Below are 16031 nucleotides of genomic sequence, written 5' to 3'. Positions count from 1 at the left end.
GCGTAGCCTAGCCACTACCCCACCTACCAGCAATAAATCCATCCAATAACGTTAATATTCCAAAGAAAAAATCCTTCCGAATCACTCGGAAGGATTTTTCATATTGTCGCATCGCGGACTTTGCCCAACAACTCCCGCAGCCCACGCAACTTTCGTCAAAACGGCAGTCGCCCCTTGACGATCCGCTTCATGGACAGCACGGATATACGCACTGTTTGCTTCATCGACGACATATTGAGGCGTAACATGATTCAACGTCATCGCCAGTACATCATTGAGGCAACGCTCGCATGTACACGGCAAATGCAACTCATTCTTATATTTGGAAATCACGTCGCGTACCACGACCTCCATAATATTATGCACTTTCATAGTCAGATACTCCTTCTCACTTAGAAAGTATAATCTTCTTCTTCAACAACTCTTTACCCGAAATACCAGGCTTCGTCATCTCGAACGGATGCAGAATCGTATCCAACTCTTCTTTCGACAAAATATTTCGCTCGATACAAATCTCACGGATCGACTTGTTCGTTAACAACGCTTCTTTCGCGATCTCTGACGCTACTTCATAGCCTACGTGCGGATTAATTGCCGTGATGATCCCGATACTCTTCTCCACATACTCATTCAAGTGCTCGACGTTTGCCGTGATGCCGTCTAAACAATAATCGCGGAATGCGCCGAAGACGTTTGTCATGATTTTCAATGACTGCAGCAAGTTGAATACGAGTACTGGCTCCATAACGTTTAATTCGAACTGTCCCGCTTCTGACGCCAATGCGATCGTCATATCGTTGCCGACTACTTGGAACGACACTTGGTTCATGACTTCTGCCATAACCGGGTTCACTTTTCCTGGCATGATAGACGATCCTGGCTGTCTTGCTGGTAATGCAATTTCAGATAGACCTGTACGTGGACCGGATGCCATGAGGCGCAAGTCATTACAGATTTTAGACTGGTTCAGCATCGTGCCGCGGAGTGCTGCAGATACTTGAACGTATGAGTCTGTGTTTTGTGTTGCGTCTACTAAATGCGTAGAAGACTTTAATTCGAAACCACTGTTTTCTGATAGGTAGCTCGCTACTTTTTTAATATACAGTGGGTCCGCGTTCAAGCCCGTTCCGACAGCTGTAGCGCCCATATTGATTTCATATAAATACACACGGGATACACGAACGCGTTCGATGTCGCGGCGTAGTACCATCGCGTATGCTTCGAATTCTTGTCCAAGACGAATTGGAACCGCGTCTTGCAAGTGGGTACGGCCCATTTTCAAGACCGATTGGAACTCGATTGATTTTTTCAAGTAGGTTTTATGAAGGGACTCCATAACTCCAAGTAGTTTGTCCACTTTCATGAGTGTTGCGATATGAATCGCAGTCGGGAACGCGTCATTTGTCGACTGCGCCATGTTGACGTGCGAGTTCGGGCTAATGATGTCGTATTCGCCTTTTTTATGACCGAGAATTTCAAGTGCACGGTTGGCGATAACTTCGTTTGCGTTCATATTTACGGACGTTCCGGCTCCACCTTGGATTGGATCCACGAGGAACTGATCGCGCAATGCGCCATTGATCACTTCTTCAGATGCCTTAATGATTGCTTCTGCAAGATTAGCGTCCAATTGACCAATGTCGCGGTTAGCTTGTGCTGCAGATTTTTTGACGATTGCAATCGCACGAATTAAGTCGCGGTTGACGCGGTAGCCTGTAATGGGAAAGTTTTCTGCCGCGCGTAATGTCTGGATACCATAATACGCGTCTAGCGGCACCTTCTTCTCTCCGATAAAATCCGACTCTATTCTGTACAGTAATTGTTCTTCCATCATGCAGAACCTCTTCTCAAGTAGTTTTTATAAGTTTAATTCGTATCTCATTATACACACTATATTTTTCATGTATAGCCGTTTGGGCATACAATCTCATCTTACCTTATAGATAACGTTTAAACCACCCGGTAATCTCTTCTAATCTCGCAATTCGCAGATTCGGTTTCCCTGTTCTTGACATATTATGATCGGATTCGGGGAAGCGCACAAATTCTGTCTCTTTGCCTAAATCCTTTAATGTAATGAAGAGTTGTTCCGCTTGCTCGATTGGGCAAACGAAATCTCGTTCTGCATGAAGAATCAATAACGGTGTATCAATATTCTCTGCATACTTTAACGGCGACTGCTTCCATAGCGTGTCGACATCTGTCATTCCCGCTTTTAAATGCCAATCGGTGAAGTAGTAGCCAATATTGGATACGCCGAAGAAGCTGACCCAGTTGCTGATGGAGCGTTGCGTAACGGCTGCTTTGAATCGATTCGAATGCCCGACAATCCAGTTCGTCATGAAACCACCGTAGCTACCACCTGTCACGCCAAGGCGCGTTTCATCAATCCAACTTTCCGTTTTCAACACTTCATCCAGTCCTGCCATAATGTCTTCATATCCACCGCCACCATAGTCACCGCGCACTGCGTCAACAAACGCTTGACTGTAACCATGGCTGCCACGTGGATTGAGATAGAGTACTCCGTAACCTTGCGCCGCTAACACTTGCATCTCATGGAAATACGTATAGCCGTACATCGCATGCGGTCCACCGTGAATTTCGACAATGAGCGGATACGTTTGACCTGCTGTGAAGTTCGCAGGCTTCATTAACCACCCTTGGATATTTTCATTGCCATTCGTATACTGAATCGTTTCCGGTTCCACTACCTTCACTTTCTTCAACCAGCCTTCATTGAATGAAGTCAGCTTTGTCCGTTCACCTGTCGCAATCGATTGACGATACAGTTCTCCGGGATTCGTCATCGTGCTAACGGTAAGCAACGCGAATTCAGCGTTCCTCGCAACATCATAGCCGTAAACATGTTCTTCTTCCCCCGTCGCAGGATAGATCGCGCCGTCGAGTGTAGCCGCATATAAACGCACTTCCCCCATACTCGATAGCTGGAAATACAATTGCTCATCTTCCGTCCACACTACGCCTGGTGCAATCGTTTGCTGCAAATGATCGGAAATACTTTCGTCTCCGATCGGTGCGTCAATCCCCGCTGTTACATTCATCGTCTGACCGTTCGTCTGGTCATAGACGAAAACATCTGCCTGCGTAACGTTTTGGAACGTCATATCATACCCTGTATACGCAATATAACGGTCGTCTTTAGAGAAAGCTACATTGCCGAAAAAGCCTTGTTCATCGAGAATGACTGTCTCTTTTCTAGTTTCAATATCCAACAGCACGAGCGGAACGCTGAAGTCATGATCCGTCTGCTCGTTGCGATTGACACCGATGACCAATTGCTTGCCGTCATGCGAAACTGCCTCAAGTGAATGATCAAATGGTTCTTTTGTGAAGTTACAGACATTGCACGTCGCGACATCGACATAGCCGATTTGAGTGTATTCGTCTTGCGGTAAAACTCCTATGAAATCTTCTTTGTATTTCATTTTCGTCACACGAATCGGTTGCGGAAATCCTTCTTGCTTCTGTACTGTAGTAGAAAATGTTTCGCCTGTTTTCAGCTTGCCTGTAAACCAGATTTTCTTACCGCACGGTGACCATTCGAATGAATCAATTCCTTCTTTACAGTCCGTCAGCGCATGTGCTTCCCCGCCCGCTTTCTGCATTAGATAGAGTTGATTCGTTTCACTACGATTCGATATAAACGCGAGTTGCTTACCGTCTGGAGACCATTTCGTCTCACTGACTTGTTGCTTACCATATGTCCAACGCGTTACGTCACCCGTCTGCAAATCGATATGATGAATCGCCGAATGATACGCATTCTCTTCTTTATTTAATTCCGTCACCGTAAACACCGCTTCTTCGTCGTTAGGCGCCAATACCGGATTCGTTACAGATTTCGTTTCAAACAAATCTTCAATCATTACACATCGTTTATTCATCTAATCCCTCCTGTTTTCTCACTATTCTCTCTAAACCATAACAAGACCGCGCTTACTTTGGCAATAAATGCGTAAAAAAAACGAGTGACGGGATATGCTTCCCCATCACTCGCTTCTATACTCTTCAACTCTTAATTTGATCTTTCAATGAACGTCTTAAAATCTTACCTGTCGTATTTTTCGGTAACTCATCTAGGAACTCAATTGTTTTCGGCACTTTATACTTCACGAGACGCTTCGCACAGAATTCATGCAGCGACTGTTCCGTAGCATCCGAACCTTTCTTCAATACAACATACGCTTGTACTTCTTCACCGAAGTTCGCGTCTGGCACACCAACGACTGCCGCTTCCACGATGTCACGATGGCTAAACAGCACTTCCTCTACTTCTCGAGGATAAACGTTGAATCCACCGACGATAATCATATCTTTCTTGCGGTCTACGATATAAAAGTAACCGTTTTCATCGCGTCGCGCCAAATCGCCCGTATAGAGCCATCCGTCACGAAGTGCAGCCGCAGTTTCTTCAGGCATTTTATAATAGCCTTTCATAACGTTCGGTCCGCGTACAATTAATTCGCCAACTTCATTGTCAGGAACTTCTTCACCCATTTCGTCGACCACTTTGTTCTCCACGTTCATGATATTCGTTCCGATTGATCCAGGAACCCGCTCGCGGTCTAATGGGTTGAAACATGTAACCGGTGAGGCTTCGGATAGACCGTACCCTTCCGAAACGCGCACATCGAATTTTTCTTCGAAGTCATGAAGCAAAGAAACAGGTAATGATGATCCACCTGAAATCGCGAGTCTGATTGATTCGAAGTCTTCTGTTTTACCTTCCGGATATTGATAAAGGAAGTTATACATAGTAGGAACGCCCGCAAATACCGTCGCCTTCTGCTCGCGAATCATATCAAATATCTCACCCGGGCTAAAGCGTGGCTCGAGTAAAATAGTAGCCCCTTTAACGAGCGGTGCATTTGCTACAACCGTTAATGCGAACACGTGGAATAAAGGCAATGTCGCTACGATTTTATCATTCTCGGAGAAGCCTAAATAGTCCCCGACATCACGCGCATTCGAGTAAATATTCTTATGAGTTAACATCGCACCTTTCGGGTGTCCTGTTGTTCCCGATGTGTAAAGGATGATAGCGCTTTCATTCTCGTCAACTTCAACCGCTTCCGTCATCGGTTTAGACTTCTTAATGAGCATGCTAAATGGATGTACTTTTGCCTTCACCGCGTCATTCAGCGCAGCTAATTTCTGTGCTGCATCCGGACTCATTTCACAGACGACATAGTTCTCAATCGTCGGGAATGACTGGCTTGCTACTTCTACAAGTGGCAATAACTGATCGATCGCAATAACGGCTTTGGCGTCACTGTTTTCAAGAATGTAAGAAATTTCGTCAGGTGTATAAAGCGGATTGATCGGCACAGCCGTCGCTCCGATCCGCATAGTGGCATAGAGTGAGATCAGATAATGCGGCGTGTTGCCGAGTAAGAATGCGACTTTGTCTCCTTTGTTTACTCCTAGGTTTTGTAGTGCGTTGGCGAACATGGATACCGACATGTCGAACTCTGCGTACGTCGTGTTTTTCCCCATGAAGTGGTAGGCGATTTTACTTGGCTTGGTCTGTGCTGTCTGTTGAACACTAGAAACTAAATTCATGCTTTCATCTCCCTAACATGTGAATGAATAACCATTCAGTATTTCGTTCATTATACTGATAAAACAATTAATTGGCAAGAGTTTACTGGAAATTTTGTTTTTTTACTTTACTAGGTGAGGCTGGACGGGGTAAAGGGGTGGGGATTTGCGCTCTAGGCGGACGCTTTCCCATGGGCCCGCGGTGAGCCAACTAGGTCGCAAGCTCCCTTTAGTTGTCTCACCTGTCGGGCTGATCCATCGGGAGTCGCCGCCCGCCGCTCCAATCCCTGCAAAATTAGTGGGTGATACTTATTGTTGTGCATTGAAGTTTGGCTAGTAATTAGTGAATAATTGCAACTTAAATTAGATCTGCACTTGTACTCCATAAATTTCAAAGACAACAACAGTTCATACACAATCTACAGTGATTGACCTACGTACCTCCACTATAAACGTAGGGATTGAAGCGGAAGCTGGGTCGACTCCGGGAGGATCAGCGTGAGTCCGAGACCCTGGACTGAACGAAGTGAGGGAAGCGGCTCGGGCCACGCCCTCCGGAAAGCGTCCCCAGCTGGAGCTTCAATCCCCCCACTTACTCCCTCCACTCACACTTGAATTTGAATAAGTTCAAACACAACAACAACTAACACACCACTACAGAAAGTAATCTATATACCTCCACCTCCCACGTAGGGATTGAAGCGGAAGCTGGGGCGACTCCGGGAGGATCAGCGTGAGTCCGAGACCCTGGACTGAACGAAGTGAGGGAAGCGGCTCGGGCCACGCCCTCCGGAAAGCGTCCCCAGCTGGAGCTTCAATCCCCACCCACTTACTCCCTCCACTCACACTTGAACTTGAACTTGAACTTGTACTTGTACTTGTACTTAAATAAGTTCAACCCCTTGTACACACAATGTAACTCTAAACTCATAAGAAAAGACACCTCTTCCTAAGAAGTAGGTGCCTTAATATGTGAAATATACCGCCAGCGGATCAAGTAGAAATAGAACACCTGCATCAGCGCAAAGCCCGCAAGCACGAGCGCCAGCTCCTTGACAATCGAAATCTCAGCGAGCGCATCCCAAATGACCTGTAGCGACATAAACGCAAACACGCTGTGGATAAACGACACTCCCCACGGGAAGAAAAACTGCGGAATCAATTGCCGGTTGACGATCTTCGTAAACTCCCTATCCGTCATCCCTATCCGCTGCAACACCGCATACTGCCGGCGATCATGACTCAGCGACGTATACAATCGGAAGTAAATGAAACTACCGGACGCGAGGAAAAACACACCTGCAAGCAATAATCCGATAAACAACAGCAACGAGAACGTCATACGGATATGCGAGTAATTCAATCCTGGATTTTCAAACTCATAGCGCACCGGATCGCGATGTTCGAGCATCAGCCCCGCCAGCACTTGGGCGTGGATAGACAACCCGATTTCCCGCGTCTCCTGCCAGTCCCTTACGTTAAACGCATAATAATTAAACGCCAGCGCATCGGCATGGGCTTGTTCTTCAATGCGGTCGAAATCCAAATGGTTCACAACAATCGTATTGAGCCCAAGCGCGTTCGGCGGAAACAGTTTATACGGATAGACGCCTTCGATCTCTAGTGAGACACCACTGTCGGCCAGTTCGGTGTTGACAGTTTCCGTCGATAACTGATTGGCCGCGGCTGCTGTTGCCGGTAAAAATAACGCATGTCCACTTTGTAATGAAATTGGCATTTCCCCGAAAGTTGCGGCCAGTTCATTCAGATCAGATAGCTTGACGATATTGACTTTATTCTTCGTATATGAAGATTGCTGTTCAAGTACACGAAATCGCACAGCCCAATAATCAAGGCCTTCTTGGTCAAGTTCATTGGTCAATTTTGCGATATGTGGATATTCGAATTCATTATGCGGCAAGCTTTTATAAATAAGCCCAAGTGGATTCACTTCACGATATTGCGAAGCGAATGACGTTAACGATGCCAGAATACCGACTGACATAAACGCGATCGTCGAAACGATTGTCACGATGAAGAACATCCGGGCATTTTCTTTTAAACGGACGATGCTTTCCGAGATCGAGATCATCCAGAAGTCCCGCCAGAAGATGTTCTTTTGCCGTCGCAAAGCATGTAAGACGAGCGGTAAAGTGTCCGTGAAAAAGTAATAGGTTCCGAATGTGATGAGTGGCGGTAGCAGGAAGAACAGACTGATGATACTCGAGCGTGAGACGAATGCCGCCATAGCGTAGGCTAGCAACAATAGCACGACTCCGAAGATCCCTCGGCTTTTCGAGTACGAATACACCGACTGCACAGCCATATCCCCATTTAACAAATCCGATACTTGTCCTTGCTGAATGAAGACGGGTGCGATATATGAAATGATAGCAAATAAACTAAGGAATGCACCCATCGTCAGCACGAATGGTTTCCACGATAAATAAAGTGGTAATACCGGAATTTGCACAATGGCTTTGACGATCATGAAGAAGAACTTCGAAAACATAAAGCCGAGGAAAATCCCACTAATGATCGATGCGAAGCCAAGCAACATCGTCTCGATGAAAATGAGTCGATGCAACTGACGCTTGGCCATTCCGAGAAGCAATAGCACACCGAACTCTTTCGATCGCGCTTGTAAAAATGCACGCATCGAATAAAACAAGAAAAACAGCGTGAAAATAAATAGAATAATTTCCGCTATTCCCATACCGAGTACTGAAATCTCTTTTAGAAAAGTGTTTTCAATCGACGGATGGAATAGCAACATCGAATAAAGGAAAAACACCATGACGGAAAATACACTCGCCATGAAGAATGCCGCATAGACTCGGCGGTTACGAAGGACGTTACGGTAAGCGAACTGTCGAAATGTCATTCACATTACCTCCAAGTAATGACAACACATTCAAGATCCGTTGGAAAAATGTATGGCGGCGTTCGTCTTTATAGATTTCATTGAAAAACTCCCCGTCTTTAATAAACAACACGCGGTCACAATAGCTCGCCGCAATCGGGTCGTGCGTCACCATAATAATCGACGTCTTTTCATGCTGGTTAATATGTTCGAGTAATTCCAGCACATCTTTCGCTGATTTGGAATCCAAATTACCTGTCGGCTCATCCGCTAATACAATGCTCGGCTGATGGATGAGCGCTCGTCCTATCGCGGTACGCTGTGCTTGTCCACCTGATAATTCATCCGGTCGACGCTCCAAAATATCTTCTAAATTCAGCTTTTGCGCCATATCTTCTACGCGCCTCTTCATCTCTTCAACGGGTAATCCATCAAGAGTTAACGGCAAAACAAGATTTTCTTCCACCGTCAACATTTGCAGTAAATTGATTTCCTGAAAGACGAAACCGATTTGCCGCCTGCGGAATAAAGCAATGTCATTTTGACTGAGCTTTTCCGGTTCCACGCCTCCAATGACAATCTTGCCATAGGTCGGAATATCGGTCGCCATCAATAAATTCAATAGCGTCGTCTTACCACTACCCGACGGCCCCATAATGGCAACGAATTCCCCTTCTTGCACATCGAAGTCCAATTGATTCAACGCACGATGTATCACTTTTCCTTCATAGATCTTCGTTACATCTTCCATCTTAACGACCGGTTGAGTCATCTGATTGTTCACCCGCCTCTCCGTCTGTAAATAATAATGCGATGGTCGTGCCTTCCCCTTGCTTTGAGGAGATCGTCAGTTGATGGCCTAGTTTCTCACAGACTTCGGACGCGATATACAGCCCCATGCCTGTCGATTCTCCGGATAACCTACCATTTTCCCCAGTGAAGAAAGCTTTCGTCACGCGGTGTAAGTCGGATGCCGGTATCCCTATTCCTTCATCGACAATCTCCAGACACAGCCCTTCTTGTAGCTGCACTGCATTGACATGAATTTTCTTCCCTTTTTCAAATGTGTATTTCACTGCATTCGTAATGAATTGATTGAGCATGAACTTGATCCACTTTCGATCGGTCGCAACCGTTAAGTGTTCATCGACGTTCAGCACAGGAAACAGACCGTTCGCAATGAAAAGTCGTTTGTTGTCATTGAGCACTTCTTGCAACACTTGCCTAAGCAATAGTCGCTCAATTTGCATATCTTCTTCAAACGTTTCAAGCCGTGCATTAACGAGGACGATTTCTAATCCACTTTGGATGCGCCCTACCTCCTGCTCGATACTTTTCTTATCGATTTCATCTTCTTGCAATAATAAATTAATGACCGAGATCGGTGTTTTCATTTGATGCACCCATTGATTCATGAAATGCAAATGACGATTTTGTCTATTATATAATGTCTGTACTTCATGCTGGTATAGGCGATATAACTCACGCGTGAATTCCATCGTCTTTCTATGTTCAGGCGTCATGACGTGCCGTATCAACGCGTCTTCCATCTGTTTCGGCTTTTCTACGATCTTCGCATAATACGTACGCCGCATGATGTATTTTGCTCCCAAATAGCCTGCCGTAAGCAGAATACTCATCGCGACGGAATAGATCGCCGTATTCGGGTTGCGGAAGCCGTCCAGCCAAAACAATAGTAGAATGAATGAGACCAGTCCGATTTGAAACAGCATAAACGGCACATGTTCTTTAACGAACAGCGTGAATGCTTTCATCAGGCTTCCGACTCCGGCATGAAGCGATACCCCGCACCGCGCACCGTCTCAATCCAAGACTGCACATCGTAATCCGCCAATTTCTTGCGGACTCGGGCCATATTGACATTGAGCGTATTTTCATCGACGAATGACTGATCATCCCACAATTCTTCAAGTAATCTTTCGCGCGACACCACTTTCGGAGACTCGCCCATCAGCAACTCCAAAATGACACATTCTTTCTTCTGAAGCGGAATCTCTTCGTTACCTTTTTGCAACGTCATCCGTTCTATATATAACGTCAGATCGCCTGACACAATCACGCGCTCCGACTGACTTGGTGAGTATTCCCCAAATGATCGACGCAAATGGCTTTTAATTTTCGCCAATACAATTTCATAATGGAATGGCTTTGTAATGAAATCATCGCCGCCATTTTCAAGCGCAAACACTTGATCCATATCACCTGAACGAGCCGAGATGAAAATAATCGGACACATTGTATGTTGACGTAACTGACGGCACCAATAATAGCCGTCATAAATCGGCAAGTTGATATCTAAAAGCACTAAATGTGGATTATACGCATTGCATTCTTCTACGACTCGGTCAAAGTCCTGAATGATCGCGACTTCATATTGATATTTTTCAAGCGTTCCCGCTAGCAATTGAGCAATTTTCAAATCATCTTCTACAATAAAAATTCGATGCTTCACCGTAATCCCTCACTTTCTCGTTATGTTCAGTATAACGCATTTCACAGTACACATAAATGAATGCTCGTATACAAAAAAACGCATGCCCCGCAAGACATGCGCTGTTCCTTAATAGATGACATCCACAAATTCTTCCAGCTTAATACCACCAAGGATTTTCTCTACGTCCATTGACTCGAGTGCTTCCGTGATCGCCTGGCGTTCGTATTTCACACCTACTAAACGATTTTCGATTTCTTGCACTTCCCCAACACCGAAAAAGTCCCCGTAGATATTAACGTTTTCTATACTGCCTTTTTCCACTTGCAAGCGAACATCAATGCCACCGACAGGGAAACGTTTCGATTGCTGCAAGTTGAACTTCGGTGAACGACCGTAATTCCACTCCCAGTTACCATAGCGCTCCGCAGACAATTCACGGATTTTCGTCCAGTCTTCATCCGTCAACACACGATATTCAATATTTTCTTCCCCATCGAACATCGAGTTCAAGATTTCCTGTCTAAACTGTTCAATGGATATAGGCTCTTCCAAGAACTCGGAAATATTCGCGACACGACTGCGAATCGACTTGATCCCTTTTGACTCGATTTTGTCTTTCTTCACTTTAAGTGAATTCACGACACCTTCCATATCTGTATCAAACAATAACGTGCCGTGGCTAAACATCCGATCCTTTGTCGCAAACTGTGCATTCCCTGAAATTTTGCGACCATCAATCAAAATGTCATTACGGCCAAGCAATTCCGCTTTAACACCCATTTTGGCCAGCGCATCTGTTACAGGCTCTGTGAACTTCTTGAAATTACGGAACGATTCCCCATCGTCTTTCGTAATGAAACTAAAGTTCAAGTTTCCTTTATCATGATACACCGCACCGCCACCAGACAGTCTACGTACTACGTGGATGCCTTGACGATCGACAAACTCTGTATTAATCTCTTCTACTGTATTTTGGTTTTTCCCAATGATGATAGAAGGTTCATTGATATAGAACAATAAATACGAATCTTTGTCTACGTCCATCGTATTGAGTACATACTCCTCAATCGCTAGGTTAATACGTGGGTCCGTAACGCCTTGATTATCGATAAATTTCATATTTTCTTCTCTCCTCACAAAATTGTCACAATTATTTTCTGTTAATTCTCTCAATTCAGAACCTCTAAAACAGCTTGAAAGCGCGTCACAAAAGGCTTGATTCCATTTTAACAGATAGTTAAATGAATTGTTGACTTTCGGCATCTGTTATAATACAATGTGTATATACCAAAGAGTTATACAACAAAAAAAGGGGGATTGATTAATATGGTAGAAAGCATCGTTGAATTTTTCAAGAACTTGCCGGCGAAGGTTTGTGCGACTTGTGGAACTGAAATTGAAGAGCAGCATGAGTGTTACTCTAATCAATGTAATCATTGCAACGTAAAATAAAACAAAACTTTCATTCGGCGAATATTCCTATATTCGCTTTTTTTCTGCCTAAATACATACATAGCTTGAGCAATTCACGCATTATGCCAGAACTGCCCCTTCCATTCAAATCCACTTACCATACAACATAAAAAAATCCGTACAACGATGGTTGTACGGATTTTTTCCTATTATTTAAACAGCTTCGCCAGCACTTGATCTTTCGCAGCGACGCCTTGATCGATACAGTCGGGCAAACCGACTCCATTATACGAGGCACCAGCGAGCTCGACCATCGGGAACGCTGATTGTATTTCTTCCCGCGCACGTAAAACCTTTTCTTTATGGCCTACGCGGTATTGCGGTCGATCCTCTTTCCAACGTGTGATAATACAGAAATCCGGTTCACCTTCGAGCTTGAGAATTTCTCCCAAGTCTTTGCGAACGATCTTCTCAATCTCAGCATCTGGCAAGTCGACAATCGCTTCTTCCCCAACACGTCCGACGAATGCACGCACCATCACTTTATCGTCTGGTGTTGTCGTCGGCCATTTACGGTCGACGAGTGTACAGGCGGTTATCGAATGATTACTGCTGCGTGGTACTAAGAACCCTGTTCCATCGATATCGCTCTTCATCGCAGTTTTCGGGTAACCTAGTGCGACAGTTGCGACAGATGTCATTGGAATCGTTCCGAGTTCTTTCAACAGACCATGCGGTTCAAATAAACGACTCGCAACCGTGTGGCTCGTTGATAGAATAACTGCATCTGCTACGATTTTCCGCTGATCATTCAACGTCAGCACAGCATGATCGTCTTGTTTCATTATATTGGTGACACGCGTACCTTTCATCACATCGACATCAGTCAATTGCTCTTCCAATGCTTCAATCAATGAATCCAAACCATTTTTAAATGTATGGAAAGCACCCATTTTTTTTGAACTATGACTATTCTTTTGCGGCAACTGTTTAGGAGTGGTCTTCCTCATTCCTAAAATTAAGCTACGGTGATTTTTTTCCACTTCATAGAACTGTGGGAACGTTGATTCCAAGCTCATATGATCGATATCACCGGCATAAACCCCCGACAATAGTGGCTCGATTAGATTTTCTACCACTTCTGTACCGAAGCGACGACGGAAAAACTTACCGAGTGACTGATCTCCGGTCACTTCAGAACGTGGTAATACGAAGTCACCTGCCGCACGTATTTTACCGCTCAAACTGAATAAACCGGATGTTACGAATGGTTTAATTTCAGTCGGTACACCCATGACAGCTCCTGCTGGGATTTTATGCATCTGATTATGCAGAAAGATATAGGCTTGCCCTGTTGCGTTGCGAACAAGTTGATCTTCTATTCCCAGTTCAGTCGCTAATTGGTCTACACTTTTTTTACGGATCAAAAAGGAGTCGGGACCGCGTTCGATTACATAGCCGTCTCGACGGACGGTTTGGATTTTTCCACCTAGTTCTGTTGACGCTTCAATCATGATGATGTCTATGGGAAGTCCTTGTTCACGGGCATCTTTTTGCAAATAGTACGCTGCAGCGAGACCCGTGATGCCGCCGCCGATAATGACTACTCTTTTTCGTTCACTCATGTCCTTTTTCACTCCGATCCAATTGTATTCATTTTGTTGCGAGTAACTGATCCATTACAGCATCTGCCATTGCATCAATGAATAAAGGATCGGTGTTCGGCATCGCAGGTCTATGATACGCTGCGCCAATATCGTCACAGACTACTTTACACTCGTAGTCGTTATCGTACAGAACTTCCAAGTGATCTGACACGAAACCAACTGGTGTGTAAACGAATGATGTATATCCTTTCGTTTCAAACAGTTCACGTGTTAGATCTTGTACGTCCGGACCTAACCAAGGATCCGGCGTTTGCCCTTCACTTTGCCAACCGAGTGCGTAAGTTTTTACGCCTGCTGCTTGTGTGATCATTTCAGCTGTTTCTTTTAACTGATCAGCGTATGGGTCACCGTTAGCTAGAATCTTTTCTGGTAACGAGTGAGCTGATACGATCAAGCACGTATTCTCAATTTCTTTCTCGTCCATCGCACCATATGTTTGACGCAATTGGTTCGCCCAGTACTCGATGAATTTCGGTTGCTTGTACCAGCTTTCAACTGAAGTAAGTGTGATTCCGTGCTTGTCCGCTTCCTCTTTCGCGCGACCGTTGTATGATTTAACGGAGAACGTAGAGAAATGTGGTGCCAAGACAATGGATGCGGCTTCTGTAATACCGTCTTCATGCATTTCTTGTATAGCATCTTCGACGAACGGTGCAATATGCTTCAAACCAACATATACTTTGAATTCAATTTCGTCTTGTGCTTCATTCAAACGTGCGCCTAGTGCGTTCGCTTGGTCATCCGTAATCCGCGCAAGTGGTGAAATGCCTCCGATTGCTTCATAGCGGTTGCGAAGATCTTCTACTTGTTCCGGAGCCGGTGGACGGCCTCTACGGATATGCGTGTAATACGGTAATAGATCGTCATAGGAGTTTGGTGTTCCGTACGCCATAACGAGTAAGCCCATTTTCTTTTTCGTCATCATTTTCACCTCATGGTTGGATTGTTATTTCGAACGTAATTCTTTACTATATTCATGTACGAAAGCAGTTAAGCGTTTCAATGTTGCCGGTTTTACGTCAGGGAATACACCGTGGCCTAAGTTAAAGATATGGCTACCATGCTCTACACCTTGTTCAACAATAACTTTCGCACGTTCTTCGATAACGGACCAGTCTGCCAGTAACATGGATGGATCCAAGTTCCCTTGCAATGGTTTTGTCAGACCGCGTTCGCCCGCTTCTTTTATAGACAAGCGCCAATCCAGTCCAACTACATCGACTGGCAGATCATGCCATTCATTCGCCAAGTGGCTTGCGCCGACTCCGAATGTAATCAATGGAACATTCAATTTACGTAGTTCCGTGAAAATACGAGTCATTGTAGGTTTAATGAAGATTCGGTAATCCGAAACATTCAATGCGCCTACCCATGAATCAAATATTTGTACAGCTTTCACACCTGCGTTAACTTGTGCTGTAATATAACTAATTGTCATATCAGCTAACTTATCCATCAATGCGAACCAAGCTTGTGGCTCAGATACCATGAAGGATTTTGTTAGGTTATAGCTCTTTGAAGGACCGCCTTCGATCATATAGCTCGCAAGTGTAAACGGTGCGCCTGCAAAACCAATCAGTGGAACATTCAATTGCTCTTGTGTCAGCATTTTTATCGTGTCCAAAACGTAAGGAACTTGCTCTTCTGCTGAAAATTCACCTAAGTTGGCGATGTCTTGTGCAGAACGAATTGGATTTGAGATAACAGGACCTACGCCTGATTTAATCTTTACGTCCACTCCGATCCCAACAAGTGGTGTAACGATATCTTTATATAAAATGGCTGCATCTACATCATATTGATCTACTGGAAGTTTTGTTACATACGCACATAATTCAGGCTGATGCGTAATTTCTTCCAAGGAGTATTTCTCTTTGATTTTAAGATATTCCGGCTGTGAACGTCCTGCTTGACGCATAAACCAAACGGGCGTGTGATCGATTTCCTCGCCTCTCGCAGCGCGTAATAACGTATCATTAAAAGTTGACATATTCAGAGATACCTCTTTCCATATTTTTTATTTCTTTCACGTAACTCATATACGTTCTCATGATAAACCGTTGACAAG

General features: G+C 44.7%; 13 protein-coding genes. 1 reads left to right on the top strand and 12 read right to left on the bottom strand.

All coding sequences use genetic code 11. The features are described from left to right. Positions 1-81: 81 nt before the first annotated feature. The 9 genes from CSV64_RS10150 to lplA all read right to left on the bottom strand — a co-directional run bounded on the left by CSV64_RS10150 (position 82) and on the right by lplA (position 12002). Positions 82-372, bottom strand: coding sequence for a late competence development ComFB family protein (locus CSV64_RS10150; protein WP_099634854.1), 291 nt, complete (start codon positions 370-372; stop codon positions 82-84). 16 nt (positions 373-388) lie between these two features. Next, positions 389-1834 (bottom strand): aspartate ammonia-lyase, encoded by a 1446-nt coding sequence (gene aspA, locus CSV64_RS10145; RefSeq protein WP_099634853.1) that lies wholly within the window; start codon positions 1832-1834, stop codon positions 389-391. 103 nt (positions 1835-1937) lie between these two features. Next, a complete protein-coding gene (locus CSV64_RS10140; RefSeq protein WP_099634852.1) occupies positions 1938-3908 on the bottom strand; it encodes a S9 family peptidase in 1971 nt (656 codons plus the stop codon). A gap of 124 nt (positions 3909-4032) precedes the next feature. Beyond that, complete coding sequence (locus CSV64_RS10135; protein WP_099634851.1) at positions 4033-5586, bottom strand: fatty acid--CoA ligase family protein; 1554 nt, start codon at positions 5584-5586, stop codon at positions 4033-4035. Positions 5587-6514: 928 nt separating this feature from the next. Then, on the bottom strand, positions 6515-8449 hold the full coding sequence (locus CSV64_RS10130; RefSeq protein ID WP_099635613.1) for an FtsX-like permease family protein: 1935 nt from the start codon (positions 8447-8449) through the stop codon (positions 6515-6517). Then, entirely contained in the window at positions 8421-9200 is a 780-nt protein-coding gene (locus CSV64_RS10125; RefSeq protein ID WP_099635612.1) for an ABC transporter ATP-binding protein, read from the bottom strand. The genes CSV64_RS10130 and CSV64_RS10125 overlap by 29 nt, the downstream gene beginning before the upstream one ends. Next, positions 9181-10203, bottom strand: coding sequence for a sensor histidine kinase (locus CSV64_RS10120; RefSeq protein ID WP_099635611.1), 1023 nt, complete (start codon positions 10201-10203; stop codon positions 9181-9183). The genes CSV64_RS10125 and CSV64_RS10120 overlap by 20 nt, the downstream gene beginning before the upstream one ends. Next, positions 10203-10907, bottom strand: a complete 705-nt coding sequence (locus CSV64_RS10115) for a response regulator transcription factor (RefSeq protein WP_199168574.1) — start codon at positions 10905-10907, stop codon at positions 10203-10205. Before CSV64_RS10115 ends, CSV64_RS10120 begins: the two co-directional genes overlap by 1 nt. Before the next feature lie 102 nt (positions 10908-11009). Continuing rightward, positions 11010-12002: a lipoate--protein ligase gene (gene lplA / locus CSV64_RS10110; protein ID WP_099635609.1), complete on the bottom strand. Its 993-nt coding sequence runs from the start codon at positions 12000-12002 to the stop codon at positions 11010-11012. A gap of 207 nt (positions 12003-12209) precedes the next feature. On the opposite strand from lplA, the gene yhfH reads away from it, so the two are divergent. Next, positions 12210-12335: a protein YhfH gene (yhfH, locus tag CSV64_RS10105; protein WP_083035173.1), complete on the top strand. Its 126-nt coding sequence runs from the start codon at positions 12210-12212 to the stop codon at positions 12333-12335. A 170-nt stretch (positions 12336-12505) separates the two neighbouring features. Here yhfH and hemY read toward each other — a convergent pair whose 3' ends face one another. From hemY to hemE, 3 genes are read right to left on the bottom strand one after another with little or no spacing between them, the layout of a single operon-like run. Further along, a complete protein-coding gene (hemY, locus tag CSV64_RS10100) occupies positions 12506-13921 on the bottom strand; it encodes a protoporphyrinogen oxidase (RefSeq protein WP_099635608.1) in 1416 nt (471 codons plus the stop codon). 28 nt (positions 13922-13949) lie between these two features. Further along, positions 13950-14885, bottom strand: a complete 936-nt coding sequence (hemH, locus tag CSV64_RS10095; protein ID WP_099635607.1) for a ferrochelatase — start codon at positions 14883-14885, stop codon at positions 13950-13952. A 24-nt stretch (positions 14886-14909) separates the two neighbouring features. Further along, positions 14910-15953: a uroporphyrinogen decarboxylase gene (hemE, locus tag CSV64_RS10090; RefSeq protein ID WP_099635606.1), complete on the bottom strand. Its 1044-nt coding sequence runs from the start codon at positions 15951-15953 to the stop codon at positions 14910-14912. Between the last annotated feature and the right edge of the window lie 78 nt (positions 15954-16031).

The organism is Sporosarcina sp. P32b (assembly GCF_002743335.1).
Lineage (GTDB): Bacteria > Bacillota > Bacilli > Bacillales_A > Planococcaceae > Sporosarcina.
Note: the sequence above shows the minus strand (reverse complement) of the source record. Positions and strands in the feature narration are given on the sequence as shown.